Genomic DNA, 26298 nt, shown 5'->3' on the forward strand with positions numbered 1-26298 from the left:
GCAAACGAAATCTGCATGCGTTTGGAGCAGTGTCGTCAGAAGTCGAGTGTGCGTAGCTGTGGTAGCAAGGGTTCATGCGCGTCTTCGCGTCCTGCATTGCAGTGGCGCTGTGCGCGGCGTGCGGCCAAGCGGCCGTGCCCGAATCGTCTTCGTCGGCTCCGGTGCCGTCGACATCCGTCGTGTTCACGGTGACCCCGTCCAACGTGCTTCGCGCCAGAACGACGTTGCCGCCCGACTACGAATTGTCCGCGCTGCCCGCCGATGCCACGCCGACGGCGCTGTGGGGCATCGGCCAGAACTGGACCAGTGAGCCGCCGGACTGCGCAGGCACGGTCACCCCGATCGCCGCCGACATCCCGGTCAACGGCTGGTCGGCCTCCGGGCCCGGAGGCATCGTCTACGTTGTGGCGGCCGAGGCTGACGTCGGAGCGGGACCGGCGATCCCCGCCGGTTGTGCGCCGTGGACGATGTTCACCGACCACACCGAGGCCGTCATGGCCTTCGTAGACGCTCCCGTGATCGCGGGGGCGACGACGCTGGGGTTGACGACGGACCTCACGAGCAAAGTCGAAGCCGGTACCGAAACGCATTCGCGGGCCGAGACATTCGTCGCATACCTCGGCGCCTACGTGGCCTACGTCGTGGTCGTGACCGATCCAGGTGCACCGGGGCCGCCGCTCGATCCGGGTTTCGCAGCGAACCTTCTTGTCGAAACCGTGTCGGCGATACGGAGTTGATCGGTCTGCGACGGGTAGATTGACGCCGATGCTCAGAACGCTGCTCGTCGTCGCGTGCGCCGGTCTGCTGACCGCTTGCGCGAGCGGTGAATCGACTCCGACCGCCGACATTGCCAAGGTGCTCGACGTGAAGTCGAGTTTCGGGCCTGCCTTCAAGGTCAGCACCTTTGGGCCTGCGGGCGTCGACCCGCACCTGCTTTCGGGGCAAGCGCTTCCGCCTGGAGTGGTCTTCGATCCGGCCGAGTGCGCGAAAGTCGCGGCGGGGCTGACGGTGCCGGAAGGGCTCAAGGGGAACATGGCCGCGACGACGGCAGAGGGCGAAGGCAACCGGTTCATCACGATCGCCGTCGAGACGTCAGAAGCGCTGCCGTTCCCGGACCCCGGCGATGGGTGCAAGAAATTCGCCTTCGCGTCCAACGGCGTCCGCGGCCTCGACGAGGTGGTCGAATCGCCGGCGATCGACGGGGTGCGGACGCTGGGCACTCACCGCGTGGTGCAGACGACGGCCAACGGCAAGCCTGCGAGCGGTGAGTTGTTCAACTACGTCGCGACGTTCGGGAACTACCGGGTGATCGTCACCGCGAATCCGCTGATCGATCCCGGCAAGCCCGTGGTACCCGTCAATACGCAGCGGGCCAGGGACCTGTTGTCCGCTGCGGTGACCGCGATCCGCGGCCACTAGCGCACGTCCCTTGGCCGGAATTGGATGCTGATCCGCGGGCCCATAGGCTTGGCAGTTTTCGGCACCGCGTGCTCCCACGTGCGTTGACACGATCCGCCCATCACCAGCAGGTCGCCGTGTGCCTGCGGCAACCGCAGCGAGCGGCCGCCGGAGCGGGGTCGCATTGCGAACACCCGCCGTGCGCCGAGGCTGAGGATCGCCACCATGGTGTCTTCAGTGCTGCTGCGGCCGACGGTGTCGCCGTGCCACGCGACGCTGTCGTCGCCGTCGCGGTACAGGCACAAGCCCGCCGTGGTGAACGGTTCGCCGAGTTCGCGGGCGTAGATGTCGTTGAGCCGCACCCGCAGTCGGGCGATCGCAGGGTGGGGAGCGGGTTCGGTGTTGAGGTCGTGAAAGCTGACCAGCCGCGGCACGTCGAGTACCCGGTCATACATCTGACGGCGTTCGGCGCGCCACGGGATCGAGTGCTCGAGGTCGTCGAACAGGTCTTCCCCGCCGCTCAACCAGCCTGCCCGCACGTCGATCCACGCACCGCCACCGAGTTCACGACGTTCGGCATGGTCGAACAGCGACCCCTGAACCGCCAAGGACACGTTCGCATGTTATCGCACATACATTCGAATTTATAGGTTGGCCGCGCCGGGGCCCTTGGCGGACAGCACGTCGTCGGGATTAAAGAGCGCGCAGACTTTCAGGCTCATGCAACCGCAGCCGATGCAGCCCGCGAGGTTGTCGCGCAGCCGCTGGAGGTGGAGGATCCGCTCGTCGAGGTCGGACCGCCACCCGGCCGAGAGGCGAGCCCAGTCCTTGCTCGTCGGCACCCGGTTGGTCGGCAGTGTGGCCAGTGCGTCGCGGATGCGGGCCAACGGAATTCCGAGCCGCTGCGACATTCGGATGAACGCCACGCGGCGGATGGTCTCGCGTGCGTACCGGCGCTGGTTGCCCGAGGTGCGAGTGCTGGCGATGAGGTTTTCGCGTTCGTAGAAGTGCAGTGCGGACACCGCCACCCCGCTGCGAAGCGACAGCTCGCCTGGTGTCAGGTCGGGTAGATCCATGACCTCAACCATAGTTGAGGTGACGAATGGCGTTACGGTGCTAGGTGTGACGGGCATTGTGCTGGGCTCCAATTCAGAGGTGGGCACGCTGCGGGTGGTCATCCTGCATCGGCCCGGCGCGGAGCTGCAGCGGCTGACCCCACGCAACAACGACGCGCTGCTGTTCGACGGGCTGCCCTGGGTGGCCAAGGCGCAGCAGGAACACGATGCGTTCGCCGACGTGCTGCGCTCCCGCGGCGTCGAGGTGCTGTTGCTCGGTGACCTACTGACCGAAGCGCTGGCCAGTGGCGCGGCCCGCATGCAGGGCATCGCCGCGGCGGTCGATTCACGCCGCCTTGGATTGCCACTGGCCCAAGAACTTTCGAAGTACCTGCGCACGTTGGAAGCGGAGACCCTGGCGCGGGTGCTGATGGCGGGCATGACATTCAACGAATTGCCCTTCCACGAGGGCGAACTGTCATTGGTGCGCCGCATGCATCACGGCGGTGACTTCGTCATCGATCCGCTGCCGAATTTATTGTTCACCCGCGACTCGTCGTTCTGGATCGGCCCGCGCGTGGCGATTACGTCGCTGGCGTTGCCCGCGCGGATGCGCGAGACGTCGTTGACCGACCTGATCTACGCCCACCACCCGCGGTTTCTCGGGGTGCGACGGGCATACGAGTCGCGGTCGGCCCCCGTCGAGGGCGGTGACGTGCTGCTGCTCGGGCCGGGTGTCGTCGCCGTCGGGGTGGGCGAGCGGACCACGCCCGCAGGTGCGGAGGCGCTGGCGCGCAGCCTTTTCGACGACGACCTTGCGCACACCGTGTTGGCCGTGCCGATCGCTCAGGAACGGGCGCAGATGCATCTGGATACCGTGTGCACGATGGTCGACACCGATGCCGTCGTCATGTACCCGAACATCGTCGATTCGTTGTCGGCGTTCACCATTCGCAAGAAGTCGGATGGCGTGACGATCGAGCGTGCAGCGCCGTTCGTCGAGGCCGCCGCCGACGCCATGGGCATCGAGAAGCTGCGTGTCATCGACACGGGGCTGGACCCCGTCACCGCGGAGCGTGAGCAGTGGGACGACGGCAACAACACGCTGGCGCTGGCGCCCGGTGTGGTCGTCGCATACGAGCGTAACGCTGAAACCAATGCGCGACTGGCAGATTCGGGCATCGAAGTGTTGCCGATCGCGGCATCGGAACTGGGCACCGGCCGCGGCGGGCCACGCTGTATGTCGTGTCCGGCTGCCCGCGACCCGCTGTAGCTCATACTTCGCAAACCTCGCGACTTCTACACCACAGTCGTTGAATGCCCCACATCACAGCTCTGGTGTAGAACTCGCGAGTGGATACCATCCCCGACGTTCGCTGCTCTCTCGGATTCTGTGCAGGATGAACGCCCAGGTGTGCTCTTTCACGACGTGGATGTCCAGCCAGCCTCGCCGCTCGATCATTTCGTTGCGCCCGATGTCGTGGACGAAACGCTTTCGTTCGGTCTGATGTTGCTCGAGTGCGATGCGGGCGCGTTTCATCCCGCGCGAGCCGCGATATCTGTCAACGAGCGGCGCCACATCGGCGGCCGTGATACCGGTCGCGGCCGCGAGCGCATCAAGGTGTCGAACCGCGTTGTCGCGGTTGCGATGTCGTGCCAGATCCAAAGCCGTTCGTGAAGGTATGGTGACCGGCAATTCGCCGACCATGCAGACCTCGTCCCAGTCGATTCGCTGTTCTCGGATGATCGCTCCCGGTCGCGGTCGTCCCTGGTCGGCGATCATCTCGATCGGAGTGCCGGGATGCACCCACTGTGCCCCGTGGAGTGCAGCTGCCGCGCGTCCGGCCACGACGCCGCGGCGCTCGGTCCACAGCCACGCCGCGTGGGCGTCGAGCTCAACCGAGGACGCGGCGCCGCGGGGCACGTAGATGCGCGGGTGGACAGCCTTGTAACGCCATCGCAGTTGTCCTATGGTGAGGCCGCCGTCGAGTAGTTCGGTTCCGACAAATGCTCGTTCCATGCTCGGATCGTCACCGCGAACGCCGACATCCTCCGTCGGGTTTCGCGAGTCCTACCCCAGAGCTGTGGATAACTGCGCAACTACGACACTGGTGTAGGACTCGCGAAACCTGGAGGCGCGGAGGAAACCCTAGCGCCAGGACGGCAGCCAGATCTCCATGTTCCACGTCGCTTGTGAGATCGGGAGTCCCGTCAGCACCGGGTACAACCACGCGAAGTTCGTAATGACAAGCGCGACATAGAAACAGGCCACAAGTAACCCAAGTGCGCGGCGTTCGGCGTTTTGCCTTGGCGCATAAAGCACGTCGCCCAGTATCAGCGCGATGATCATCACTAAGAACGGGGCCATCGGGGCGGCGTAGAAGAAGTACATCTGCCGGTCGATGTCGGCGAACCACGGCAGGAAGCCCGCCGAATAGCCCGTCAGCGCCACCGCGTAACGCCAGTCGCGCTTGACGAACGCCCGCCACAGCGCCCACCCCAACACCGGGACCGCGATGAACCACATCGCGGGGGTGCCGACCAGCATCACGGCCTTGACACACGACTGGGTGCCGCAACCCGCGATGTTGTCCTGGTCGATCGCATACAGCACCGGTCGCAGCGACATCGGCCACGTCCACGGTTTCGACTCCCACGGATGGTGGTTGCCTGCCGCGTTGGTGAGCCCGGAGTGGAACTTGTACACCCCGTAGGTGAAGTGCCACAGCGACCGGATGGCGTCTGGCAGCACACCGCCCGCGCCGATGGTCCGGTACTCGTCGTGCCGGTCGATGGCGGTCTCCGATGCGAACCACGGAGCATAGGAGCCGAGGTACACGACAAACGGGATCACGCCGAACACGTAGACCGCAGGCCCGAAGTCGCGACGCAGCGTTCCCATCCACGGTCGCGGCACTCGGTACTGCCGCCGGGCGACGACGTCGAAGGCCAACGTCATCAGGCCGAAGAACAGGATGAAGTACAGGCCCGACCACTTCGTGGCGAAGGCCAGGCCGAGCAGCACCCCAGCACCGAAGCGCCACCACCGCACGCCAAGTCGGGGACCCCATGGGGTATCTGCGATACGGCCTTCGAGCAGTGCGACGTGCATGCGCTCGCGCATTTGGTCGCGGTCGACGATCAACGCCCCGAACGCCGCGACCACGAAGACAACCAGAAAGACGTCGAGTAGCGCGGTGCGCGCCGTGACGAAGCTGACGCCGTCGGCGACGATCAACAAGCCCGCGATGCCGCCGATCAACGTCGAACGGGTAATTCGGCGGACGATGCGGGCCACCAGCAACACGATGATCACGCCGCACACCGCGCCGGAGAACCGCCAGCCAACCCCGGTGTATCCGAACAGCGCCTCACCGATCGACAGCAGTTGCTTGCCGACCGGCGGGTGCACCACCAGCCCGTAGCCGGGATTGTCCTCGACGAAGCCGTTGCCGAGCATCTGCCAGGCCTGTGGCGCGTAGTGCTTCTCGTCGAAGATCGGGGTGCCGCCATCCGTCGGCGAACCCAGATTGAGGAACCGGGTGAGCGCCGCGAAGGCCGTGATGACGGCCGTCATCACCCAACCCTGCAAGCGGTCCTGCGGCCCGAAGTCGGGCATCGGCACCAGCGGGCCCGGGCTGATCACCGGGGCCGAGCGCTCGGGCGCGATGTCGTCGAGCGTCGGAGCGGTCACAAGGGCGATCGTAGGCTGTCGCCTGTGACTGGCTCAGGAACACCAGGACGCCTGCTGCTCGCCGCCACGCCGCTCGGGCAGCATGCAGACGCGTCCGCGCGGCTGATCGAGGCGCTGGGCAGCGCTGACGTCATCGCCGCGGAGGACACCCGCCGCGTGCGGGTGCTGGCCGGCGCACTCGGCGTCCGCCCAGGTGGGCGCATCGTCAGCTTCTTCGACCAGAACGAGGCGACCCGGGTGGCCGGGCTCGTCGAGGAGGTCGCGGGCGGTGCGACGGTGCTGGTCGTCAGCGATGCAGGCATGCCGCTGATCAGCGATCCCGGCTACCGGCTGGTGACCGCGTGCGCAGCGGCCGGGCTGACGGTCAGCTGTCTGCCGGGCCCATCGGCAGTGACGACTGCGCTTGCCGTGTCGGGTCTTCCGTCGGACCGGTTCTGCTTCGAGGGCTTTGCGCCGCGCAAGCACTCGGCGCGGGTGACCTGGCTGGCGCAACTGGAGGGCGAGCAACGGACCTGTGTGTTCTTCGAATCGCCGCGCCGGCTGGCCGAATGCCTGCGCGACGCGGTCGACACGCTCGGGCCTGATCGCCGCGCCGTGGTCTGCCGCGAGTTGACCAAGACCCACGAGGAGGTCAAGCGCGGCTCGTTGGCCGAGCTCGCGGACTGGGCGGCCGACGGCGTGCTCGGCGAACTGACCGTCGTGCTGGCCGGAGCGCTCCCGCGGACCGACGTGGCCGAACTGGTCGCCGAGGTCAACACGCTCGTCGGTGCAGGCGCTCGCGTGAAGGATGCGTGCGCCGAGGTGATCGCCGCGAATCCCGGTGCCCCATCCCGGCGTGAGCTCTACGATGCGGTGCTGCGCTCGCGAAGCTAGACCTCCAGCTGCAGAAGCGAATTCAGCAGGACACCGCCAGGCTCGCCCGCGGCGCCGAATATTTCGCGCTGCACCTCGATCATCACGGGCAACGCGCGCCGGAGTACCGCCAACCCGGCACTCGTCACCTCGACGTGCTTGGCGCGGACGTCGGAAGTGCTGCGGGGGCGGCTGATCCAGCCCTTGGCCTCCAACGTCTTCATCATGTGCGACACCTGCATCGGCGCGATGTCGCCTGCCCGTGCGAGTTCGACCTGCGTGACGGGGGCTTCGGAACGGCCGAGCCAGGCCGCCAGCGCCAACGTCTGGAACTGCAGATGGGTCAATCCGAGCCCGGTCAGCGCGCGGTCGGCCGCCCGCACGTAGCGGTGCATCACGCGCCAGATCACGAAGCCGACGGCGCGCTCGGGACCGCCGAGCGAAGCGGTCTCGAAGAGCTCGGTGATGGCGCGTGCGTCGTTGCCCATGTTCGTCAGAATAACGACACTTGCCGAAATAGTAAATGCGTTTACTATCGGAGGTACGGGGCATACGACTGACGGCGACGACACGAAGGAGCACGACATGAGCGACCTGACCCTCGACATTGGTTTTCACGACTACCAGCACGTCCGCCCGCTGATCGACGGCACCGTGAAGATCGACGGCGTCGATCCCACGTTCCACACCGCATTCGTCGTCTCGGACATATTCGAGCGGATGATCCGCAACCACGAATTCGGCGTCGCCGAACTGGGGTGGACGTTCTACCTGCGCACACTGGACCTCGACGATGCGCCGTACATCGGCCTGCCGATCTTTCTGGCCCGCCAGTTCCGGCACTCGGCGATCTTCGTCAACACCTCGAAGGGCATCGAGACGCCGCGCGACCTGATCGGCAAGACCATCGGAGAGTTCGCCACCTACGGACACGACGCGGGTATCGCCGCCAAGGGCATGCTGGCCGACGACTACGGCGTGACCCCCGACCAGAGTCGCTGGGTGATCGGCGGATTCGACTATCCCATCGCCCCATTCGACTTCGTGCCGGAACCGCACCCCACCGACGTCGACGTCAGCCGGATCCCCGACGGCGCCGCGTTGGGGCCGATGCTGGACACCGGCGAGATCGACGCGATGATCTCCGCAGACGTCCCCGACTGCGTGCTGAGCGGATCACCCAATGTGGCAAGGCTTTTCCCCGAGTATCGGTCAACCGAGCGCGAGTACTACCGGCGCACAGGCATCTTCCCGTCCATGCACATCGTGGTGATCCGCCGCGACCTCGCTGCAAACAACCCGGGCTTGGCCGGCAACGTCTACCGGGCCTTCTGCGACGCGAAGGAGCTTGTGCTGCAGCGATACCGCAACGAGCGAGTGCTCAATCACATCGACACTCCGCTGCCGTGGGTCAGTGAACTGTACGACGACGACCGTGCGCTCTTCGGCGACGACTTGTGGCCGTACGGGGTTGCCGCGAACCGGACGACCATCCACGCCGTGCTGCGCTGGAACCATGAGCAGGGTCTGTCGAAACGGCGTATGACGGAAGCAGACGTCTTCGCACCAGAACTGCTCGACACCTGAGGAGAAACTGTGAAAATCGTTGGACTGGAAGAACATTACGTGACCGCTGACGTGCTCAAGGCCTGGCAGCGCGTCGATCCGCAATGGCAAGACCCGGGCATGCGCTCCGCAGGCGTCGCCGAACGGGCGCTGCTTTCGCTCGGCGACGAGCGTCTGGCCGTGATGGATGCGGCCGGGGTCGATACCCAGGTGCTCTCGTTGACCACGCCTGGCGTGTGGAACCTAGACCCTGCAGATGGCGTGGCCCTGCAGGTCGCGGCCAACGACCAGGCCGCCGCGGCGGTGCAGGCACATCCGGACCGGCTGCAGGGCTTCGCGACGCTGGCCGCCCAGCGTCCGGAATCAGCCGCCGCTGAATTGGCGCGCGCAGTAACCACACTCGGCTTCAACGGGGCCCTGATCTTCAGCCGCGTGCGTGACACCCCGATTGATCACAAGGAGTTCTGGCCGATCTTCGAGGCGGCCGAGGCGCTGGGTGCGCCGCTGTACCTGCATCCGCAAGCGCCGCCGGCGGCCGTGCGCGCGGCGTACTACAGCGGATTCGGTGACGACATCGACGCCGCGTTCGCGACGCATGGGGTGGGCTGGCACTACGACGCGGGTGTCGAGTTGCTCCGGCTCATCCTGGCCGGCGTCTTCGACCGGTTCCCTCGCCTGCAGGTGGTCCTGGGCCACTGGGGCGAAATGGTGCCGTTCTACCTCGACCGCATCGACCGGATGGCGGCCTTCGCGAAACTGCCGCGCACGATCTCCGACTACGTTCGCAACAACGTCTACCTCACTCCTGGCGGGGTTTTCAGCCAGCGGTATCTGCGCTGGGCCATCGAGGTCGTCGGTGTCGAACGGATCATGTTCGCCGCCGATTACCCGTTCGTCCCAACCGACGGCGGGCTCGCGCGCGGGTTCCTGGAGCAGGCCGAGTTGAGCGAGGCCGATCGGGTCCAAATCGCCTCGGGCAACTGGACTCAACTCTGCGCGGGTATCCGCCGCTGAGCAGCGGGGGTCCCCACGATGGCGGCGGCCTTGTGCAGGCACTCCTGCCACTCGGCGGCGGGATCGGAATCGGCCGTGATACCGCCGCCGACGCCAAGCACCGCGTGCCCATCGGCGTTGAACTCGACGGTGCGGATCGCGACGTTGAGCTCGGTGCCAGCCAGGGGGGAGGCGAAACCGACTGTGCCGCAATAGACACCGCGGCGATGCGGCTCCCATTTCGCAAGCAGCTCCCTGGCCCGGGCCTTCGGGGTGCCGGTGACCGAGGCCGGTGGGAAGGTCGCATCGAGCACCGTCGTCATCGACACGTCGACGTCGACGCGGGCCGACACCGTCGACACCAGGTGCCACACTCCCGGCGCCGGACGCACCGCGAGAAGTTCGGGCACTGTGACGGTTCCGGTCAGCGCGATGCGGCTCAGATCGTTGCGGACCAGATCGACGATCATGATGTTCTCGGCCACGTCCTTCACCGATGCGCGCAAGGCCGACGGCGGACGATGAAGGGGGAGCGTGCCCTTGATCGGGCTCGACGTGATGGTGTCGCCGCTGCGGCTCAGGAAGAGTTCGGGGGACAGCGACGCAACCGCCCCCCAGTCGCCCGCGATGAACGCCGCCCTGGCAGGCGCGGTGCGGGCCACGACGTCGGCGAAGAAGTCGACCGGGCTGCCATTCAGCGCGCCGACGAACTGGGTGCACACGCAGGCCTGGTACACCTCGCCTGCCGCGATCGCCTCCAGGCAGGCCAACACTCCCGCCTGATGGACGTCGCGGTCGGGTTCGATCCAGTCGATGGTCCACCGCCCGGGCTGATCGTGGGCGCTCACCGCAGCACGTAGCCACTCCGGAGGCGCGGAACCGGAAAGGCTTTCGTACCACCAGTTTCCACCGGAGTCCTGGCGCAATACGTCGTCGGTCCATCCGCCCGCCGCTTCGGGGATCCGCGGGCCGCGGCCTGCCGCCCCCGCATCGGGGTAGGACAGGTACCCGACCCAGCCGCCGCCGACGTGTTGGCTCTGCGTGCCTGCGCCGACGGGGAAGACGTCGGTGGCACCGACGGGTTCGATCGCGACACTCGGTGCGATGACCGCCCGCGCACCGAACCAGTCACCGCTCAACGCCGCGGGAGGCGGCAGGCCGAGGTGGGCGGTCGCGGTGGCTACGCTACGCAGCACCGAAGCGGCGCTGCGCGTCGAGGCGATCCGCTCGGCACGCATCGCACTAGCGTGTCACGCCAGTCGAGAGAGCTCCCGTGCAACCTTGATCCCGCCGAGCTTGTCGGGGTTGCGCACCGCGTAGAGGTGGCTGATCTTTCCGTCCGTGAGTTCGACGGAGATGATGCCCTCCAGGTTGTCGCCGAGGTAGAGCACCAGGGCCGGCGCGCCGTTGTAGAAGGCGGGCTCGACGCGGCCCAGCTCGCCTGCCCCGCGGATGAGCCCAAGGACGAGGCGGGCGACTCGGTCCGCGCCGAGTACCGGCCTGCGCGCGGCGCTGGCCTTGCCGTCGCTGTCCGCCGTCCAGACCACGTCCGGCGCCAGCATCGTGATCAGGGCATCGACGTCGCCCGTCGCCGCCGTGGCGAAGAACTGCGCGGTGAGCTCCATCGACCGCTGCGGGTCGACGGGATCGAACCGCCTGCGGCGAGCCTGGACGTGCTCCCTGGCGCGGTGGGCGAGCTGCCGAACGGACGCGCTGGACTTGCCGATGGCCGAGGCGATCTCGTCGTGGCTGAATCCGAATACCTCGCGCAACACGAAGACTGCCCGTTCGTCGGGACTCAGCGTCTCCAGCACCACCAACATCGCCATCGACACCGATTCGGCCAGCACCACGTCGGACGAGGCGTCACCGCTGGCGACGAGCAACGGCTCAGGCAGCCACGGCCCCACGTACTCCTCGCGCCGACGCGCTTGGGCGCGAAGCGCATTGAGCGCCTGCCGGGTGACGAGCTTGGCGAGGTAGGCCTTGGTGTCCGTCACCGTGGTCAGGTCCACGTCGGCCCACCGCAGGTAGCTCTCCTGCAGCACGTCGTCGGATTCCGTTGCCGTGCCGAGGATCTCGTAGGCGATGGTGAAGAGCAACGGCCGTAGTAGCGTGAACCGCTCCGCGTGTTCGTCGGCGGCGCCCGGACTCATCGGAGCGCTGCCGCCTGCTCGGCCGCCAGGTGCTGCGCACGCTTGCCGCCCTTGAGCCAGAAGTACGAGCCCGGCTTGCGGGCCTCCTTGGCCAAGAACGAGACCGTGCCCTTGCACACGGCCTCCTTGATGCACGCCGCCGCGCGACCGCCGACGTAGATCGGCATCACCCGGTCATCGAGGTGCGCCAGCTGGATGGTGCCTGCGTGACGGCCGAGGCTGACGCATTGACCCGTGAAGGCCTGGTTGACCGCCGCCGGCTCGGTGCCCGCGATGCGGCTGAGCACGGTGTTGGCGGCCTGGGCGCCGAGTGGGAGCGCCGACTGGCAGCTCATCCGCAGCGGCGTATCCGATGGCGCGGACGCATCACCGGCGGCCACGACGTACGGGTTGTCGACGCTGGTCAGCGTCTCGTCGGTGAGTAGTCGGCCGATCGCGTCGGTGGCGAGGCCGCTGCGCGCGGCCAGGTCCGGCACGCCGAACCCCGCGGTCCAGATGGTCACGATGCTGCGTAGCTCGCGGCCGTCGGCAAGGGTCACCGAGTTCTTGCGCACTTCGGTGACCTTGGCGTCCTGCCCGTCGAGGACCGTCACGCCGAGCCTGCGCATGTGCCTGGCCACCGAACGGCGGGCCCGTGCGCTGAGGTACGGGCCGAGCACGCCGCCGCACACCAACGTCACGGTGTGACCCTCCTCGGCCAACTCGGTAGCGGTTTCGATACCGGTCGGGCCAGCGCCCACCACGACCACCGGAGCTCCGGGCTGCACGTCGGCGAGCTTCGCGCGCAAGGACTCGGCGTGCTCCAATTCCGATATGGGGTAGGCGAATTCGGCTGCCCCCGGCACGGTCAACGCGGCGCCGGTGCTTCCGACGGCGTAGACGAGGTAGTCGTAACCGATGGTGCCGCCCGAGCCCAGCGTCACGGTGCGCGCCGCGGCGTCGATGCGTTCGGCCGTGTCGACGAGCAGTCGCACGTCGGCACCGAGCACGTCGGCATAGTCCACGACGGCGTCATCGGACCCGGTGACCAGTTGGTGCAACCGAATCCGCTCGACGAACTTGGGCCGCGGGTTGATCAGCGTGACGGCGATGTCGCCGTTGACTCGCAAGTGGTTGGCGGCAAGCACACCGGCGTATCCGCCACCGATGACGACGACCTGGGTCTTCTGGGTCATGAGAACTCTCCTTGGAGGTTGTCGGCTCTTCGTTGAGCCGGGCTGACCTCAAGACACCTCTGACCGCCGAAGTGTGACACGGCCGCGGCGAATGTGGCGCGTGTCACTCCACCTGGTAGCGCGGAAACACCCCTTCGGGCGTGGGAAGCGCCGTGCCGGGCGCCAGTCGCGTCCCGATGGCGGCGAAGGTCCGCTCATCGGCGGGCTGACCGAGCAGGTCGAGCAACTTGGCCGCGGAGTCCGGCATGGCCCACTGCACCAGCAGCGCGGCGATCCGCACGACCTCCAGCGTGGTGTAGAGCACCGTTGCGAACCGCTCCTGGTCCGACGCCGCCTCCGACTTGCGCAGCACCCACGGCTCCTGCGCAGAAAAGTAGCGGTTGGCCGCTCCGAGCATCAGCCAGATGGCTTCCAGCCCAAGGTGCATCGCGGGCACGTCGACGTGCGCCCGCACCTTGACAAGCAATTCGTCGGCGGTGGCCAGCAGTTCCCGGTCCTCGTCGGTGAATTCGCCTGGCTGAGGTGCGATTCCGCCGAGGTTCTTGTTCACCATCGACAGCGACCGCTGCGCCAGGTTGCCCAGTTCGTTGGCGAGGTCGGCGTTGATCCTGCCGATCATCGCCTCCTCGGTGAAGTTTCCGTCTTGGCCGAACGGCACCTCGCGCAGCAGGAAGTAGCGCACCTGGTCGACGCCGAACTGATTGATGAGGTCGGCCGGATCTATCACGTTGCCCACCGACTTGCTCATCTTCTCGCCCTTGACGTTGATGAAGCCGTGGGCGAAGACCCGTCGGGGAAGCTCGAGGCCCGCCGACATGAGGAACGCAGGCCAGTAGACGGTGTGGAAGCGGATGATGTCCTTGCCGATCACGTGCAGGTCGGCAGGCCAGTACTTGCGGAAGGCCTCGGATTCGGTGTCCGGGTAGCCGGCGCCCGTCAGGTAGTTGGTGAGGGCGTCGACCCAGACGTACATGACGTGGTCCGGGTGATCGGGCACCTGAACGCCCCAGTCGAACGTCGTGCGCGAGATCGACAGGTCGCGTAAGCCGCCCGAGACGAAGCTGACCACCTCGTTGCGCCGGGTGTCGGGTCCGATGAACTCCGGGTGCGCCTCGTAGTGGGCGAGCAGTCGATCGGCGTAGGCGGACAACCGGAAGAAGTAGGTCTCCTCCTCGGTCCACGTCACCGGCGTGCCCGTCTCGATGGAGTACCTGATGCCGTCGTCGCGCAGCTCGAGTTCGTCGTCGGTGAAGAAGCGCTCGTCGCGCACCGAGTACCACCCGGCATACGAGTCGAGGTAGATGTCGCCCGCCGCGTTCATGGCGTTCCAGATGGCGATGGACGCCTCGACGTGGTCGTCGTCGGTGGTGCGGATGAAGCGGTCGAAGGAGATGTTCAGCTTCTCCTGCAGCCCCTGGAACACATCGGAGTTGCGCCGCGCCAGCGTCGCGGTCGGGATGCCCTCGGCCGCGGCCGTCTGCGCCATCTTGAGCCCGTGTTCGTCGGTGCCGGTGAGGAAGCGGACGTCGAAGTCGTCGAGCCGCTTGAATCGCGCGATCGCATCGGTAGCGGTCTTCTCGTACGCGTGTCCGATGTGGGGAGCGCCATTTGGATAGTCGATGGCGGTGGTGATGTAGTACGGCGCCGCGGGGGTGCGCGTCCTCGCGCCGGGAGATTTATCAGCCATTAGGGAGACCACTTTATGGTGTGAGGCGTGAGTTCCACCCGCGAGCGGCCCCCTCTTCCCGCACCCCTCGCTCCCCTGTTCGACGCCCACACCCACTTGGATGCGTGCGGTGCGTCCGACGCCGACGACGTGCACGCGATCCTCGACCGCGCTGCGGCCGTCGGCGTCACGGCGGTCGTCACGATCGCCGACGACATGGCGTCGGCGCGTTGGGTCACCAGCGCGGCCGAGTGGGATCCGCGCGTCTACGCCGCCGTCGCCCTGCATCCGACGCGTGCCAACTCCCTCGACGACGCGGCGCGCGCAGAACTCGAGCGGCTGTCGGCCCACCCGAGGGTGGTGGCCATCGGCGAGACCGGCATGGACATGTACTGGCCGGGCAAGCTCGACGGCTGCGCCGACGTCGCCGCGCAGCGGGACGCGTTCGCCTGGCACATCGAGCTCGCCAAGCGCACCGGCAAGCCCCTGATGATTCACAATCGCGAGGCCGACGCCGAGGTGCTCGACGTCCTGGCCGCCGAGGGCGCCCCGGAGACCGTGATCTTCCACTGCTTCTCGTCGGGGCCGGAGATGGCGCGCACCTGCGTCGACGCCGGATGGCTGTTGAGCCTGTCGGGCACGGTCAGCTTCCGCAACGCTCGCGAGCTCAGGGAGGCAGCCAGGCTCATCCCGCCAGCGCAACTGCTCGTCGAAACCGACGCGCCGTTCTTGACTCCACATCCGTTCCGCGGCGCACCGAACGAGTCGTACTGCCTGCCGTACACGGTGCGGGCGTTGGCCGAGGTCGTCGACCGTCCGGCCGAAGCGCTAGCGCACGAGACTTCGCGGAACGCCGCGCTAGCCTATGGAATCGGCGGTTGAGCGAGTTGCTGCCCTTACGGCTTTTCGTTACCGTCCTGTAATAGAAGCGTCGGCGCCGCGGTTTGCGGCCGCTGACAGGATTTTCCACATAGCTCCGGGATACGACACTCTTGAACGCCTTGCACAAGCTTGATGAAGCACGCTCACCGATGTTCCGCCTGGTCGTTGCCGCCCTGCTCGTGACGCTTGTCTTCGCTGGTGGATACGCCGTCGCCGCGCACAAGACCGTCACGTTGAGCATCGACGGCGCCCCTATGACGGTGTCGACGATGAAGTCGCACGTGATCGACGTGGTGAAGGAGAACGGGTTCGACGTCGGCGACCGCGACGATCTGTACCCGGCGGGGGATCAGTCCGTGCAGCAGTCGGAGACGATCGTGCTGAAGCGCAGCAGGCCGCTGCAGATCTCGCTGGACGGCCACGGCAGCCGCGAGGTCTGGACGACGGCGTCGACCGTGCAGGAGGCGTTGTCGCAGCTGTCGATGACCGACACCGCGCCAGCGGTCGCGTCCCGCGGCAGTCGCGTCCCACTGGAGGGCATGTCACTACCCGTCGTCAGTGCCAGGACCGTGGTGCTCAACGACGGCGGAGTCGTACACACCATTCGATTGGCCGCAGCCAACGTCGCAGGTTTGCTCGAAGCAAATGGCACTCCGCTGCAACAAAGTGACACCGTCGTTCCGCCTGCGAATTCACCGGTCACCGATGGAATGCAGGTCCAGGTGACCCGCATGCGCGTCGAAAAGGTCACCCAACCGATGCCGCTCCCGCCCGAGAACAAAGTGGTGCAGGACGCGACGATGAACATGAGTCGGCAGGTCGTCGAAGATCCCGGTAGCCCTGGTACGCAAAACGTGACGTTTGCCGTCGCCATCGTTAATGGTGTGGAAACGGGCAGGTTGCCAGTAGCCAATGTCGTTCTTGCGCCGGCCCGCGACGCGCTACTCCGAGTGGGTGCAAAGCCTGGTACCGAGGTGCCCACCGTGTCGAATGGGGCCACCTGGGACGCCCTCTCTCGATGTGAGGCCGGTGGTAATTGGGCGATAAACACCGGTAACGGTTTTTATGGTGGCGTGCAATTTGATCAAAATACGTGGGAACGAAACGGTGGTTTGAGGTATGCTCAGCGAGCAGATCTGGCGACGAGAGAAGAACAGATCGCAATTGCTGAGGTAACTCGGGCGCGTCAAGGTTGGGGCGCCTGGCCGGTATGTAGTGGAAGAGTAGGGGCGGCGTCCTGACGATTCGGCTTCTCGGGCGGACCGAGATACGACACCTGGCTAAGGAACTCGACTTCCGGCCGCGCAAGGCGTATGGCCAGAACTTCGTGCACGATGCGAACACCGTTCGGCGCATCGTGTCGGCTTCCGGCGTCAACCGGCACGATCACGTGCTCGAGGTAGGTCCCGGGCTCGGCTCGTTGACGCTGGCGTTGCTGGATCGCGGTGCCAAGGTAACCGCCGTCGAGATCGACCCCGTACTGGCGCGACAACTGCCCAAGACCATTGCCGATCACTCCCACAGTGAGATCAGCCGGCTCTCGGTGCTGCACCAAGACATCTTGACCCTGGTGCCGTCCGACCTGCCTGAAGCGCCGACGGCGCTCGTCGCCAACCTGCCGTACAACATCGCGGTGCCTGCCTTGCTGCACCTGCTCGCCGAGTTCCCGTCGATCCGCACCGTGATGGTGATGGTCCAGGCGGAGGTCGCCGAACGTCTTGCTGCTGAGCCCGGTGGCAAGGACTACGGCGTGCCCAGTGCGAAGGTGCGGTTCTACGGCAAGGTGCGCCGTCACGGCATGGTGTCGCCGACGGTGTTCTGGCCCATCCCGCGCGTGTATTCCGGCCTAGTGCGCATCGACCGCTACGAGACGTCGCCGTGGCCCACCGACGAGTCCTTCCGTAAGCAGGTCTTCGACCTCATCGACACCGGATTTGCGCAACGGCGCAAGACGTCACGCAATGCGTTTGCCGAATGGGCAGGCTCGGGCAACGAGTCGGCCGAGCGGCTGCTTTCGGCCAGTATCGACCCGTCGCGCCGGGGTGAGACGCTCAGCATCGCCGACTTCGTCCGGTTGTTGCAGCGCTCGGGTCAGTTGGAGCCGGACTCCACCGACGAGCATCCCGTTCGCGCTTTCTGATTCGCGCTTCCTGATTGATATGGCGCTGAGGGCGACGAACTGCGAGTAGCGGTCGCCGCCAGCGCCATGTCAACGATGGTCTAGTCGTCCTTCTTGGCATCCTTCTTCAAGAACTCGTCCATCAGCGGGGTCTCTGCCACGACCGGGTAGTTACCGGTGATTCCGACCCGCTCCTGGGCCATCTCGAGCACCCGGCCCCGCACCGCGTACCAACCGCCGACCAGCACCGGCACGATGACCACGATCGCGATGGCGTTCCAGTAGTTCTCGATGCACATCAGCAATGTCACGGCGGCCAGGAACAGCAGGGTGGCATAACTGGTGTACGGGGTGCCGAACAACCGGAACGCGGGCCGTTCCAGGATGCCCTTCTTGGACCAGCGGTACAGCTGAATCTGGCAGATCACGATGGTCGCCCACGAGGCGATGATCCCCAGCGCGGACAAGTCGAGCGCGATGTTGAACGCCTCTGCAGGCACGAACAGGTTGAGGAACACGCCAACCACGGTGAAGCACGCCGTCAGCGCGATACCTGCCCACGGCACACCACGTTTGGACATCTTCGAGGTGAACTTGGGCGCGCTGCCGTTCATCGACATCGAGCGCAGAATCCGGCCGGTGGAGTACAGGCCGGCGTTGAGGCTCGACAGGGCAGCCGTCAGCACCACGAAGTTCATGATGTCGCCGGCGGCGGGCACTCCGATGCTGGAGAAGAACGTGACGAACGGGGAGGTGCCCGATTTGTACTTCGTGTACGGCAGCAGTAAGGCCAGCAGGATCAGCGAGCCGACGTAGAACACCGCGATCCGGAATATCACCGAATTGATGGCCTTGGGCATCACCTTCGCCGGATTCTCGGTCTCGCCAGCCGCTGTGCCAACCAATTCGACTGCGGCGTAGGCGAATATGACACCCGAGGTGATGATCACCAGTTGTAACAACCCGGTGGGCAGGATGCCGCCGTTGTCGGCGATCACCGACACTCCTGTGGTCTGACCCTCTATCTTGAACCGGCCGGCCAGGAACACGATGCCGACCACCAGGAACGTCACCAGCGCGACCACCTTGATCAGGGCGGCCCAGAACTCCATCTCGCCAAACCATTTGACCGAGATCATGTTGATGCTCAGCACGATCACCAGCGCGATCAACGCGATGGTCCACTGCGGTATCGCCTCGAACGCGCCCCAATAGTGCATGTACAGCGCGATCGCGGTGACGTCGACGATGGACGTGCAGGCCCAGTTGAAGAAGTACATCCAGCCCGCGACGTAAGCCGCCTTCTCGCCGAGGAATTCGCGCGCGTAGGACACGAATGACCCTGACGACGGTCGGTGCAGCACCAGCTCGCCGAGTGCCCGCAAAATGAAGAACACGAATACGCCGCAGATGGCGTAGACGATGAAAAGCCCTGGGCCTGCTGAGTTCAACCGACCGCCTGCACCCATGAAGAGGCCGGTGCCGATGGCGCCGCCGATGGCGATCATCTGTAGCTGGCGAGGTTTGAGGCCCTTGTCGTAGCCCTCTTCCTCATGAGCCAATGCTGAATGGTCGTACTGGGTTGGCGTGGCCATCAGCCGACGCTAACCCTCAGCGAACTGACCGGAAACTCGTAGAGGTAAACGTTAAGTTAAGTAACTATTTGACGGTCGGGCGCAGTGCTGCCCGCAATTGTGTGACGAACTCGCCGCAGGAGTTGTAGCGGAGCTCCGGGTTCTTGGCCATGGCCTTGGTGAGGATCGAGTCGAACATGCGAGGTAGCCAGCGATAGCGCCTCGAGAGCCGCGGGACGGCGCGGTTGAGCTGGTCGTCCATCAGGCCCCAAGAGGTGCGCGCGGTGAAAGGCGGTGTCCCCGTGAGCAATTCCACGGCGGTACATGCGAGCGCATACTCGTCGACCGCCGGGGTGGGCGCGTGTCCCCGCAGCAACTCGGGTGCGGCGTAGGACAGCGAGGCTTCGACGTGGGTGGGGTGGTGGTCGACATGGTCGGTCAGGCGGCGGGCTACACCGAAGTCGATCAGAATGGCGCCATCGACCGAGAAGTCTTCCGCAACAAGGATGTTCGACGGCTTGACGTCACAGTGCACCACGCCCGCGCGGTGGCAGTGGTCGAGCGCTTCTGCAATCTGTTGCAGGGCCGCCAGCACGTTGGACCGCGCGGTGAGCGCGCTGATACTTCCGCCGGTAATCAACTCCATGGCCAACCAGCCGAGCCCGTGACCAAACATCGTCACCACGTGCGGGTGCTTGACGCGATTGGCAAAGTCGAACTCGCGCTCCATTCGGTGCAGATGGTTGGGGTCGAGATGGTGCGCGTCGAGCACCTTGAGGGCGACCGCCCGTGTGGGTTCTTCGGCACTGTGCGCGCGATAGACAACCGCGGATCCGCCGTGGCCAATGGCGCTGTCGATGACGTAATCCTGAAAGCGATCCCCGGCAGCGAGCGCGGCCTCAACCCTGGGTCGAACGATGTCATTCACCTGTGGAACGGGTCCCATCTGTGATCCTTGACACACCTTCGGAGCAAACACTAGCGTGACACCCATACGGCATCGGGGCGGCTCGGTGTCGGGCGGCGGGATCCGACGAGGGGTATCTCACCACCCTCTTTCATACCGGGTTTGTGTTCCGACCATGTCCAAGCCATCCCGGCGATACTGTCGTGGCGTGCCTGCGTCGGACGGTAGTGCTGCGTCAGAGTGGGTGCCCACTGGCTCCGTCACGGTCAGGGTGCCGGGCAAGGTCAATCTGTATCTCGGTGTCGGCGACCTCCGAGACGACGGCTATCACGAGCTCACGACCGTCTTCCATGCCGTTTCGCTCTTCGACGAGATCACGGTCCGCAACGCCGACGTGCTCTCGCTGGAGCTGACGGGGGAGGCCTCCGATCATGACGGCGCCTTGCCGACCGATCGGCGCAACCTGGCGTGGCAGGCCGCGGAACTCCTTGCCGACCACGTCGGGCGCGCACCCGACGTCGCCATCTCCATCGAGAAGTCGATTCCGGTGGCGGGCGGGATGGCAGGCGGCAGCGCCGACGCCGCAGGCGTCTTGGTTGCGATCAACGCACTGTGGGAGTTGGGCGTCCCGCGGCGCGACCTCCACGCGCTGGCGGCGGAACTGGGCAGCGACGTCCCCTTCGCATTGCACGGCGGCACCGCGTTGGGTACCGGCCGAGGAGAACAGTTAGCAACGGTGTTGGCCCGCAATACCTTTCATTGGGTGCTGGCCTTCGCCGAGGGTGGGCTGTCGACGCCAAAGGTATTCACTGAGCTCGACCGACTGCGCAACCGCGTCGACGAGGTCGACCGCGACTTGCCTGCTCGGCTCGACGACCCCGAGCCTGTGCTCGCCGCGCTCGCGTCCGGGGACGCCGGCGAACTGGCGCCACTGCTCGGCAACGACCTGCAGCCGGCCGCGCTGAGCTTGGACGCGCGCTTGCGGCGCACGCTGCGCGCGGGCATCGACGCCGGGGCGCTGGCGGGCATGGTGTCTGGATCGGGGCCGACGTGCGCCTTCCTGTGCAGCTCCGCTTCTACTGCGGTCGACGTCGGCGTCCAGTTGGCGGGTGACGGCGTGTGCCGGACGGTTCGGGCCGCCAGCGGGCCGGTGCACGGCGCCCGCGTGGTGCCTTCGCCGTCGCGTTCGCGGTGACAACGCCCGAAGTCGAGGTGTGACCCGCGCCTCAATTCGCGCAATGGTTTGGTAGTTACTTAAGAGTCTCTTAAGATGGGCGACGGTGAATGCTAGCGGTCACGCGTGCAACGCGACGACTCTTCCCTCCGGGCATCTCGGCGGGCGGACGCGCGGCGTTGGTGCAGATCGCGGTCACGTCGCCTGGACGACGAAGTCCTGCGTCGCCGGACCGCCACCGATTCGAGACGAAACCGCTTCCCAATTGTGTATGCGCGCCTGGCAACAACTACGTACGAGCAGGTGGAGCATGGAAACCGTGGCACTGACGCCTGACTGCAGCAGGAGACTGTCGTGAGCAGATTTACCGAGAAGATGTTCCACAACGCCCGGACGGTCACCACGGGCATGGTCACCGGTGAGCCCCACGAGCCGATCCGGCACACGTGGGGCGAGGTTCACGAACGCGCCAGATGCATCGCGGGCGGGCTCGCCGCCGCAGGCGTCGGACACGGTGACGCCATCGGCGTGCTGGCCGGCTTCCCCGTCGAGATCGCCCCGACCGCGCAGGCGCTGTGGATGCGCGGGGCCAGTCTGACGATGCTGCACCAGCCGACCCCGCGTACCGACCTCGTGGTGTGGGCCGAGGACACCATGAACGTCATCGGCATGATCGAGGCCAAGGCCGTCATCGTCTCCGAGCCGTTCCTGATCGCCATCCCGGTGCTCGAGGAAAAGGGCATCAAGGTGCTCAAGATCGGAGACCTGCTGGCCGCCGATCCGATCGACCCCGTCGAGACGGGTGAGGACGACCTCGCGCTCATGCAGCTGACGTCCGGTTCGACCGGTTCGCCCAAGGCCGTCCAGATCACGCACCGCAACATCCACTCCAATGCCGAGGCGATGTTCATCGGCGCCCAATACGACGTCGAGAAGGACGTCATGGTCAGCTGGCTGCCGTGCTTCCACGACATGGGCATGGTCGGCTTCCTCACGATCCCGATGTACTTCGGTGCGGAGCTCGTCAAGGTCACCCCGATGGACTTCCTGCGCGACACCTTGCTGTGGGCCAAGTTGATCGACAAGTACAAGGGCACGATGACCGCGGCGCCGAACTTCGCCTACGCGCTGTTCGCCAAGCGGCTGCGCAAGCAGGCCGAGCCCGGTCAGTTCGACCTTTCCACGCTGCGGTTCGCGCTGTCCGGCGCCGAGCCTGTCGAGCCCGCTGACGTCGAGGACCTACTGGACGCTGGCAAGCCCTTCGGCCTGAAGCCGGATGCGATTCTGCCTGCCTACGGCATGGCCGAAACCACGCTCGCGGTGTCGTTCTCCGAATGCGGCGCCGGCCTGGTGGTCGACGAGGTCGACGCCGATCTGCTGGCCGCGCTTCGCCGCGCGGTGCCGTCCTCCAAGGGCAACACCCGGCGGCTGGCTTCCCTTGGCCCGCTGCTGAAGGACCTCGAGGCCCGCGTCATCGACGAGAACGGCGAGGTGATGCCCGCCCGTGGCGTCGGCGTCATCGAACTGCGTGGCGAGTCGTTGACCCCCGGCTACCTCACCATGGGTGGCTTCCTGGCCGCGCAGGACAAGCACGGCTGGTATGACACCGGCGACCTGGGCTACCAGATGGAGAACGGCCACATCGTGGTCTGTGGCCGCGTGAAGGACGTCATCATCATGGCGGGCCGCAACATCTACCCGACCGACATCGAGCGGGCTGCGGGCCGCGTGGCGGGCGTGCGCCCGGGCTGTGCGGTCGCGGTGCGGCTCGACGCCGGGCACTCGCGTGAAACCTTCGCCGTCGCAGTGGAATCCAACGCCTGGCAGGACCCGGTCGAGGTGCGTCGCATCGAGCACGAGGTCGCGCACGAGGTGGTCACCGAGGTCGACGTGCGGCCACGCAACGTGGTGGTGCTCGGGCCGGGAACCATTCCGAAGACCCCATCGGGCAAGCTGCGTCGCGCCAATTCGGTGTCGCTGGTCAGCTAGCTCGTCAGACCCTGATGTGGCGGATTCCCACTGCCGCACGACGGAGTTGGTAGCGCGCAGTGCCCAACCTCGGGTGCTCGAGCATCAGCCCGGCGCGCCCGGCGATGTCCTCGACCACTTCATCGACGCTGCGGTCATCGGTAGGGACGTGCTCGGCAAACCGGTCGTCGGCCAGCGCCGTCACGCAGCGCTCGATCTGCTGCATTGCCCAACACTCGTCGCGGCCCGTCGCCCGGGCCAGCCAGAACCCCGACCGAGTGCGCAGCCTGCGCTGCAAACTCTCGGGTGACGCGATCAGTGAGAAGTGGCGCACGGCGACGTCGGCCGCGTGCAGTCCGGACATGATCTCGTCGAAGTACGCCGGTTCCACCAGGGTCATCGGCACCAGCACCGGTCCGTCGTGCGCCTGCACCGCGTCCGCGAGGGTGGCCACCACGGCCGATCGCCACTGTGGCCGGTCCTGGAAGTCGCTGCGGGCGCTCGGCGGCAGCATCCGGTGGATACCGAAGCCGATGAGTTCGGGATCTGCCACGTGCGCATCGGGTGCGCGACGCAGGAGCTCGAAGGTGGTCTGCGTCTTGCCCGATCCGAAGGCTCCGTTGATCCACACCAGCACCGCACCGAGTGTAGGTAAGCCGCACGATGAGTTCGGCGGCCACGGCCGGTCTCAAATTCCGTGCGCAAGAAAATCGATGGCCGCCCGTCGGAGTTCATCGCTACGGTTGACCGATGACTGCCCCTGCCATTGAGGCCGTCGACCTCGTCAAGTGCTTCGGCGACCCCGCCAGTCAGCCTCCGGCCGTCGGCGGGATCAGTTTCTCGGTGCCGCAGGGCACCGTGCTTGGGCTACTCGGGCCCAACGGCGCGGGCAAGACCACCACCGTGCGGATGATGACGACGCTGTCGAAGCCCACCAGCGGAACCGCCCGAGTCGCCGGCTACGACGTGCGCACCGAACCCGACATGGTCCGCCGCAACATGGGGCTTACCGGCCAGGTCGCAACGGTCGACGAACTACTCACCGGCCGCGAGAACATCCGGATGATCGGCGCGCTGTACGGGTTGGGCCGCAAGGACATCAAACGGCTGGGCGACCAACTGCTCGAGCAATTCGACCTCGCCGATGCCGCCGACCGTCCGGTCAGGTCGTACTCCGGCGGCATGCGCAGGCGCATCGACCTCGCCGTCAGCCTGATCGCCTCGCCGCCGGTGCTCTTCCTCGACGAGCCCACCACCGGACTGGACCCGCGTAGCCGCATGGACTTGTGGGACATGTTGCGTGGCCTGGTCACCGGCGGCACCACGCTCTTGCTGACCACGCAGTACTTGGAAGAGGCCGATCAGCTGGCCGACGAGATCGTCGTCATCGACCGAGGTCGCATCATCGCCCAGGGCACTCCGCTGCAGCTGAAGCAGCAGGCGGGCAATGCCAGCCTGGTGGTGACGGTGTCGCACGCGGCCGAATTGCCCGCGGCGCGTGACCTTTTGGCCAGGACCGGTGCGGAGGTACACGTCAACGTGGGCGCGCGGCAACTCACGGCGACCGCCGAGGGCATCGCGGACCTGACGCGTGTGGCGGGCTGGCTTCAGGACAGCGGTATCGAGGTCGACGACATCGGGTTGTCGCGGCCCAGCCTCGACGATGTCTTCCTCACCCTCACCGGGCACCGTGCCGACGACGACGAGCTTCGCGCATGACCGCCGTCACGCCCAGGTCCGCTGTCGACGTGACGCGGCCAGTCACCCGTCAGACCGGCATCGTGGCGCAGTCCTGGATCATGGTGAAGCGCAACATGATCCACACCAAGCGCATGCCGGAGATGCTCAGCGACGTCACGGCGCAGCCCATCATGTTCGTGCTGCTGTTCGCATTCGTGTTCGGGGCGTCGATCTCCAACACCGGGGGTGCGTCGTATCGCGAGTTCCTGCTGCCCGGCATTCAGGCGCAGACCATCGTGTTCACCGCGTTCGTGGTGGCCTCCGGCATCACCGCCGATGTCGAGAAGGGCATCATCGACCGGTTCCGAGCACTACCCATCCGACGCTCGTCGGTGCTCATCGGGCGCAGCGTCGCCAGCCTCATCCATTCGTCCATCGGCGTGGTCGTCATGGCGATCACCGGGCTGTGCATCGGGTGGCGCATTCGCGGCAGCTTCGCGGACGCGGTGCTGGCGTTCGCGCTCATCCTGGTATTCGGGTTCGGCATCATCTGGTTCGGCATCCTGATCGGCTCACTGATGCGGTCAGTGGAGGCCGTCAACGGGGTGATGTTCACGGTATTGTTCCCAATCACGTTTCTGGCCAATACGTTTGCGCCCACCGAGCCGATGCCGAAGTGGCTGCGCGTGATCGCGGAGTGGAATCCCGTTTCGTCGCTCGCGCAGGCCATGCGCGAGTTGTGGGGCAACGGTCCCGTCGCCCCGCCGGACGCCCAGCTCCCGCTGCATCATCCGGTGCTGGCGACCATCCTGTGGTCGCTCGCGATGACCGCCGTCATCGCACCGTTCGCGCTGCGGGCCTACGCGCGCCGCACCTCCGACTAGGCGGCAGGCATCTGGTCGTAGACGCGCCACACTTCGGCTTCGTGGTCGACGGTGGTCAGTTCACCCGCGGCGAGCCGCGCGTCGGCGTTGGTCAGCCGTTCGGTCAACGTGCGCAGTTCGTCGAGCCGCGGTCCGGCCATGGGGTCGTTGACGCCCACCATCCGAACCACGGTCAACTTGCGGACCAGGTGACGGGTGTGTCCGGCCAACGCCATCGTGACCGCGCCCATGGCCGCGCACCCGCCCGTCGCGAAGGCGAGGGCCGGACCAGGGCTGACGACTGTTATCAAGGTGACCTCGGCCAGTAACCAGCTGGCCAGACCCCACACCGGGAAGGTGCGCCACAGCCGTAGCGCGATGCGTTCGTCACCGGATATGCCGGGCGGGAAGACCACGAGGCGGTAGCGCGTGACGCCGTAGCGGCTGGCTGAGATTTCGAGGGCGCCCCACGTACGCCCGCCATCGAGCAGACGCCGCAGAAGCGGCGCATGCGAAACGTGAGTCGTTTGTGTCATGTATTCAGGTTTACCCCCGTCCGCTGGGCATATTCACGAT

At 66.3% G+C, this 26298-nt stretch carries 26 protein-coding genes; 13 read left to right on the plus strand and 13 right to left on the minus strand.

Annotation, left to right across the window (positions count from 1 at the left end):
• Nucleotides 1–74 precede the first annotated feature (74 nt).
• Both SLQ30_RS13545 and SLQ30_RS13550 read left to right on the plus strand, forming a co-directional pair.
• A complete protein-coding gene (locus SLQ30_RS13545; protein ID WP_319446798.1) occupies nt 75–737 on the plus strand; it encodes a DUF5642 family protein in 663 nt (220 codons plus the stop codon).
• Between the two features lie 28 nt (nt 738–765).
• Nucleotides 766–1419, plus strand: a complete 654-nt coding sequence (locus SLQ30_RS13550) for a DUF5642 family protein (protein WP_319446799.1) — start codon at nt 766–768, stop codon at nt 1417–1419.
• Here SLQ30_RS13550 and SLQ30_RS13555 read toward each other — a convergent pair.
• Nucleotides 1416–2012: an alpha-ketoglutarate-dependent dioxygenase AlkB gene (locus SLQ30_RS13555; RefSeq protein ID WP_319446800.1), complete on the minus strand. Its 597-nt coding sequence runs from the start codon at nt 2010–2012 to the stop codon at nt 1416–1418. The two genes, SLQ30_RS13550 and SLQ30_RS13555, sit on opposite strands and share 4 nt — an antisense overlap.
• 30 nt (nt 2013–2042) lie before the next feature.
• On the minus strand, nt 2043–2474 hold the full coding sequence (gene soxR / locus SLQ30_RS13560) for a redox-sensitive transcriptional activator SoxR (protein ID WP_319446801.1): 432 nt from the start codon (nt 2472–2474) through the stop codon (nt 2043–2045).
• On the opposite strand from soxR, the gene arcA reads away from it, so the two are divergent.
• Complete coding sequence (arcA, locus tag SLQ30_RS13565) at nt 2473–3726, plus strand: arginine deiminase (RefSeq protein ID WP_319446802.1); 1254 nt, start codon at nt 2473–2475, stop codon at nt 3724–3726. The genes soxR and arcA overlap by 2 nt on opposite strands.
• Before the next feature lie 54 nt (nt 3727–3780).
• Here the strand turns inward: arcA and SLQ30_RS13570 are convergent, their stop codons facing one another.
• On the minus strand, nt 3781–4473 hold the full coding sequence (locus tag SLQ30_RS13570; protein WP_319446803.1) for a type IV toxin-antitoxin system AbiEi family antitoxin: 693 nt from the start codon (nt 4471–4473) through the stop codon (nt 3781–3783).
• A gap of 129 nt (nt 4474–4602) precedes the next feature.
• On the minus strand, nt 4603–6072 hold the full coding sequence (locus tag SLQ30_RS13575; RefSeq protein ID WP_319446936.1) for a dolichyl-phosphate-mannose--protein mannosyltransferase: 1470 nt from the start codon (nt 6070–6072) through the stop codon (nt 4603–4605).
• A 99-nt stretch (nt 6073–6171) separates the two neighbouring features.
• Between SLQ30_RS13575 and rsmI the strand changes: the two genes are divergently transcribed.
• The gene (gene rsmI, locus SLQ30_RS13580; RefSeq protein WP_319446804.1) at nt 6172–7020 is read left to right on the plus strand and encodes a 16S rRNA (cytidine(1402)-2'-O)-methyltransferase; all 849 of its coding nucleotides are present in this window, start codon (nt 6172–6174) and stop codon (nt 7018–7020) included.
• On the opposite strand, the gene SLQ30_RS13585 is transcribed toward rsmI, so the two are convergent.
• The gene (locus SLQ30_RS13585; protein ID WP_319446805.1) at nt 7017–7487 is read right to left on the minus strand and encodes a MarR family winged helix-turn-helix transcriptional regulator; all 471 of its coding nucleotides are present in this window, start codon (nt 7485–7487) and stop codon (nt 7017–7019) included. The two genes, rsmI and SLQ30_RS13585, sit on opposite strands and share 4 nt — an antisense overlap.
• Nucleotides 7488–7584: 97 nt before the next feature.
• Here SLQ30_RS13585 and SLQ30_RS13590 point away from each other — a divergent pair, with 97 nt between their 5' ends.
• Both SLQ30_RS13590 and SLQ30_RS13595 read left to right on the plus strand, forming a co-directional pair.
• Nucleotides 7585–8586 (plus strand): 4,5-dihydroxyphthalate decarboxylase, encoded by a 1002-nt coding sequence (locus SLQ30_RS13590; RefSeq protein ID WP_319446806.1) that lies wholly within the window; start codon nt 7585–7587, stop codon nt 8584–8586.
• A gap of 9 nt (nt 8587–8595) precedes the next feature.
• Nucleotides 8596–9579 carry an amidohydrolase family protein gene (locus SLQ30_RS13595; protein ID WP_319446807.1) on the plus strand — a complete coding sequence of 328 codons (984 nt, stop codon included), beginning with the start codon at nt 8596–8598 and terminating at the stop codon, nt 9577–9579.
• Here SLQ30_RS13595 and SLQ30_RS13600 read toward each other — a convergent pair.
• The 4 genes from SLQ30_RS13600 to metG form a co-directional block, all read right to left on the minus strand.
• Nucleotides 9552–10796, minus strand: coding sequence for an aminodeoxychorismate synthase component I (locus SLQ30_RS13600; RefSeq protein WP_319446808.1), 1245 nt, complete (start codon nt 10794–10796; stop codon nt 9552–9554). The genes SLQ30_RS13595 and SLQ30_RS13600 overlap by 28 nt on opposite strands.
• A gap of 12 nt (nt 10797–10808) precedes the next feature.
• Nucleotides 10809–11714 carry an RNA polymerase sigma-70 factor gene (locus SLQ30_RS13605; protein WP_319446809.1) on the minus strand — a complete coding sequence of 302 codons (906 nt, stop codon included), beginning with the start codon at nt 11712–11714 and terminating at the stop codon, nt 10809–10811.
• Nucleotides 11711–12889, minus strand: coding sequence for an NAD(P)/FAD-dependent oxidoreductase (locus SLQ30_RS13610; RefSeq protein ID WP_319446810.1), 1179 nt, complete (start codon nt 12887–12889; stop codon nt 11711–11713). Before SLQ30_RS13610 ends, SLQ30_RS13605 begins: the two co-directional genes overlap by 4 nt.
• A gap of 103 nt (nt 12890–12992) precedes the next feature.
• Nucleotides 12993–14576 carry a methionine--tRNA ligase gene (gene metG, locus SLQ30_RS13615; RefSeq protein ID WP_319446811.1) on the minus strand — a complete coding sequence of 528 codons (1584 nt, stop codon included), beginning with the start codon at nt 14574–14576 and terminating at the stop codon, nt 12993–12995.
• A 27-nt stretch (nt 14577–14603) separates the two neighbouring features.
• Here metG and SLQ30_RS13620 point away from each other — a divergent pair, with 27 nt between their 5' ends.
• The 3 genes from SLQ30_RS13620 (at nt 14604) to rsmA (ending at nt 17577) form a co-directional block, all read left to right on the plus strand.
• Nucleotides 14604–15437 (plus strand): TatD family hydrolase, encoded by an 834-nt coding sequence (locus tag SLQ30_RS13620; protein ID WP_319446812.1) that lies wholly within the window; start codon nt 14604–14606, stop codon nt 15435–15437.
• 110 nt (nt 15438–15547) lie between these two features.
• A complete protein-coding gene (locus SLQ30_RS13625; RefSeq protein ID WP_319446813.1) occupies nt 15548–16678 on the plus strand; it encodes a transglycosylase family protein in 1131 nt (376 codons plus the stop codon).
• Entirely contained in the window at nt 16675–17577 is a 903-nt protein-coding gene (gene rsmA / locus SLQ30_RS13630; RefSeq protein WP_319446937.1) for a 16S rRNA (adenine(1518)-N(6)/adenine(1519)-N(6))-dimethyltransferase RsmA, read from the plus strand. The genes SLQ30_RS13625 and rsmA overlap by 4 nt, the downstream gene beginning before the upstream one ends.
• A gap of 80 nt (nt 17578–17657) precedes the next feature.
• Here rsmA and SLQ30_RS13635 read toward each other — a convergent pair whose 3' ends face one another.
• Entirely contained in the window at nt 17658–19151 is a 1494-nt protein-coding gene (locus tag SLQ30_RS13635; protein ID WP_319446814.1) for an amino acid permease, read from the minus strand.
• Nucleotides 19152–19215: 64 nt separating this feature from the next.
• Entirely contained in the window at nt 19216–20076 is an 861-nt protein-coding gene (locus SLQ30_RS13640) for a serine/threonine-protein kinase (RefSeq protein ID WP_319446815.1), read from the minus strand.
• A 169-nt stretch (nt 20077–20245) separates the two neighbouring features.
• On the opposite strand from SLQ30_RS13640, the gene SLQ30_RS13645 reads away from it, so the two are divergent.
• Together SLQ30_RS13645 and SLQ30_RS13650 are read left to right on the plus strand one after the other, a co-directional pair.
• Nucleotides 20246–21232, plus strand: a complete 987-nt coding sequence (locus SLQ30_RS13645) for a 4-(cytidine 5'-diphospho)-2-C-methyl-D-erythritol kinase (RefSeq protein WP_319446816.1) — start codon at nt 20246–20248, stop codon at nt 21230–21232.
• A 333-nt stretch (nt 21233–21565) separates the two neighbouring features.
• On the plus strand, nt 21566–23200 hold the full coding sequence (locus SLQ30_RS13650; protein WP_319446817.1) for a fatty acyl-AMP ligase: 1635 nt from the start codon (nt 21566–21568) through the stop codon (nt 23198–23200).
• Nucleotides 23201–23204: 4 nt separating this feature from the next.
• Here the strand turns inward: SLQ30_RS13650 and SLQ30_RS13655 are convergent, their stop codons facing one another.
• Nucleotides 23205–23816 carry an AAA family ATPase gene (locus SLQ30_RS13655; RefSeq protein ID WP_319446818.1) on the minus strand — a complete coding sequence of 204 codons (612 nt, stop codon included), beginning with the start codon at nt 23814–23816 and terminating at the stop codon, nt 23205–23207.
• A gap of 113 nt (nt 23817–23929) precedes the next feature.
• On the opposite strand from SLQ30_RS13655, the gene SLQ30_RS13660 reads away from it, so the two are divergent.
• Together SLQ30_RS13660 and SLQ30_RS13665 are read left to right on the plus strand one after the other, a co-directional pair.
• A complete protein-coding gene (locus tag SLQ30_RS13660) occupies nt 23930–24898 on the plus strand; it encodes an ATP-binding cassette domain-containing protein (protein ID WP_319446819.1) in 969 nt (322 codons plus the stop codon).
• Nucleotides 24895–25743 (plus strand): ABC transporter permease, encoded by an 849-nt coding sequence (locus tag SLQ30_RS13665; protein WP_319446820.1) that lies wholly within the window; start codon nt 24895–24897, stop codon nt 25741–25743. Before SLQ30_RS13660 ends, SLQ30_RS13665 begins: the two co-directional genes overlap by 4 nt.
• Here SLQ30_RS13665 and SLQ30_RS13670 read toward each other — a convergent pair.
• Nucleotides 25740–26258, minus strand: coding sequence for a DUF6611 family protein (locus SLQ30_RS13670; RefSeq protein ID WP_319446821.1), 519 nt, complete (start codon nt 26256–26258; stop codon nt 25740–25742). The two genes, SLQ30_RS13665 and SLQ30_RS13670, sit on opposite strands and share 4 nt — an antisense overlap.
• Nucleotides 26259–26298: the final 40 nt, after the last annotated feature.

This window comes from Mycobacterium sp. RTGN4 (genome assembly GCF_033804635.1).
In the GTDB taxonomy this organism is placed as follows: Bacteria; Actinomycetota; Actinomycetes; order Mycobacteriales; family Mycobacteriaceae; genus Mycobacterium.

Coding starts and splice junctions, on each gene's coding strand:
- SLQ30_RS13545 (WP_319446798.1), top strand. CDS start 75: ATGCGCGTCTTCGCGTCCTGCATTGCAGTGGCGCTGTGCGCGGCGTGC.
- SLQ30_RS13550 (WP_319446799.1), top strand. CDS start 766: ATGCTCAGAACGCTGCTCGTCGTCGCGTGCGCCGGTCTGCTGACCGCT.
- arcA (WP_319446802.1), top strand. CDS start 2,473: ATGACCTCAACCATAGTTGAGGTGACGAATGGCGTTACGGTGCTAGGT.
- soxR (WP_319446801.1), bottom strand. CDS start 2,474: ATGGATCTACCCGACCTGACACCAGGCGAGCTGTCGCTTCGCAGCGGG.
- SLQ30_RS13570 (WP_319446803.1), bottom strand. CDS start 4,473: ATGGAACGAGCATTTGTCGGAACCGAACTACTCGACGGCGGCCTCACC.
- SLQ30_RS13575 (WP_319446936.1), bottom strand. CDS start 6,072: ATGCCCGACTTCGGGCCGCAGGACCGCTTGCAGGGTTGGGTGATGACG.
- SLQ30_RS13585 (WP_319446805.1), bottom strand. CDS start 7,487: ATGGGCAACGACGCACGCGCCATCACCGAGCTCTTCGAGACCGCTTCG.
- SLQ30_RS13590 (WP_319446806.1), top strand. CDS start 7,585: ATGAGCGACCTGACCCTCGACATTGGTTTTCACGACTACCAGCACGTC.
- SLQ30_RS13600 (WP_319446808.1), bottom strand. CDS start 10,796: ATGCGTGCCGAGCGGATCGCCTCGACGCGCAGCGCCGCTTCGGTGCTG.
- SLQ30_RS13605 (WP_319446809.1), bottom strand. CDS start 11,714: ATGAGTCCGGGCGCCGCCGACGAACACGCGGAGCGGTTCACGCTACTA.
- SLQ30_RS13610 (WP_319446810.1), bottom strand. CDS start 12,889: ATGACCCAGAAGACCCAGGTCGTCGTCATCGGTGGCGGATACGCCGGT.
- metG (WP_319446811.1), bottom strand. CDS start 14,576: ATGGCTGATAAATCTCCCGGCGCGAGGACGCGCACCCCCGCGGCGCCG.
- SLQ30_RS13635 (WP_319446814.1), bottom strand. CDS start 19,151: ATGGCCACGCCAACCCAGTACGACCATTCAGCATTGGCTCATGAGGAA.
- SLQ30_RS13640 (WP_319446815.1), bottom strand. CDS start 20,076: ATGGGACCCGTTCCACAGGTGAATGACATCGTTCGACCCAGGGTTGAG.
- SLQ30_RS13660 (WP_319446819.1), top strand. CDS start 23,930: ATGACTGCCCCTGCCATTGAGGCCGTCGACCTCGTCAAGTGCTTCGGC.
- SLQ30_RS13665 (WP_319446820.1), top strand. CDS start 24,895: ATGACCGCCGTCACGCCCAGGTCCGCTGTCGACGTGACGCGGCCAGTC.
- SLQ30_RS13670 (WP_319446821.1), bottom strand. CDS start 26,258: ATGACACAAACGACTCACGTTTCGCATGCGCCGCTTCTGCGGCGTCTG.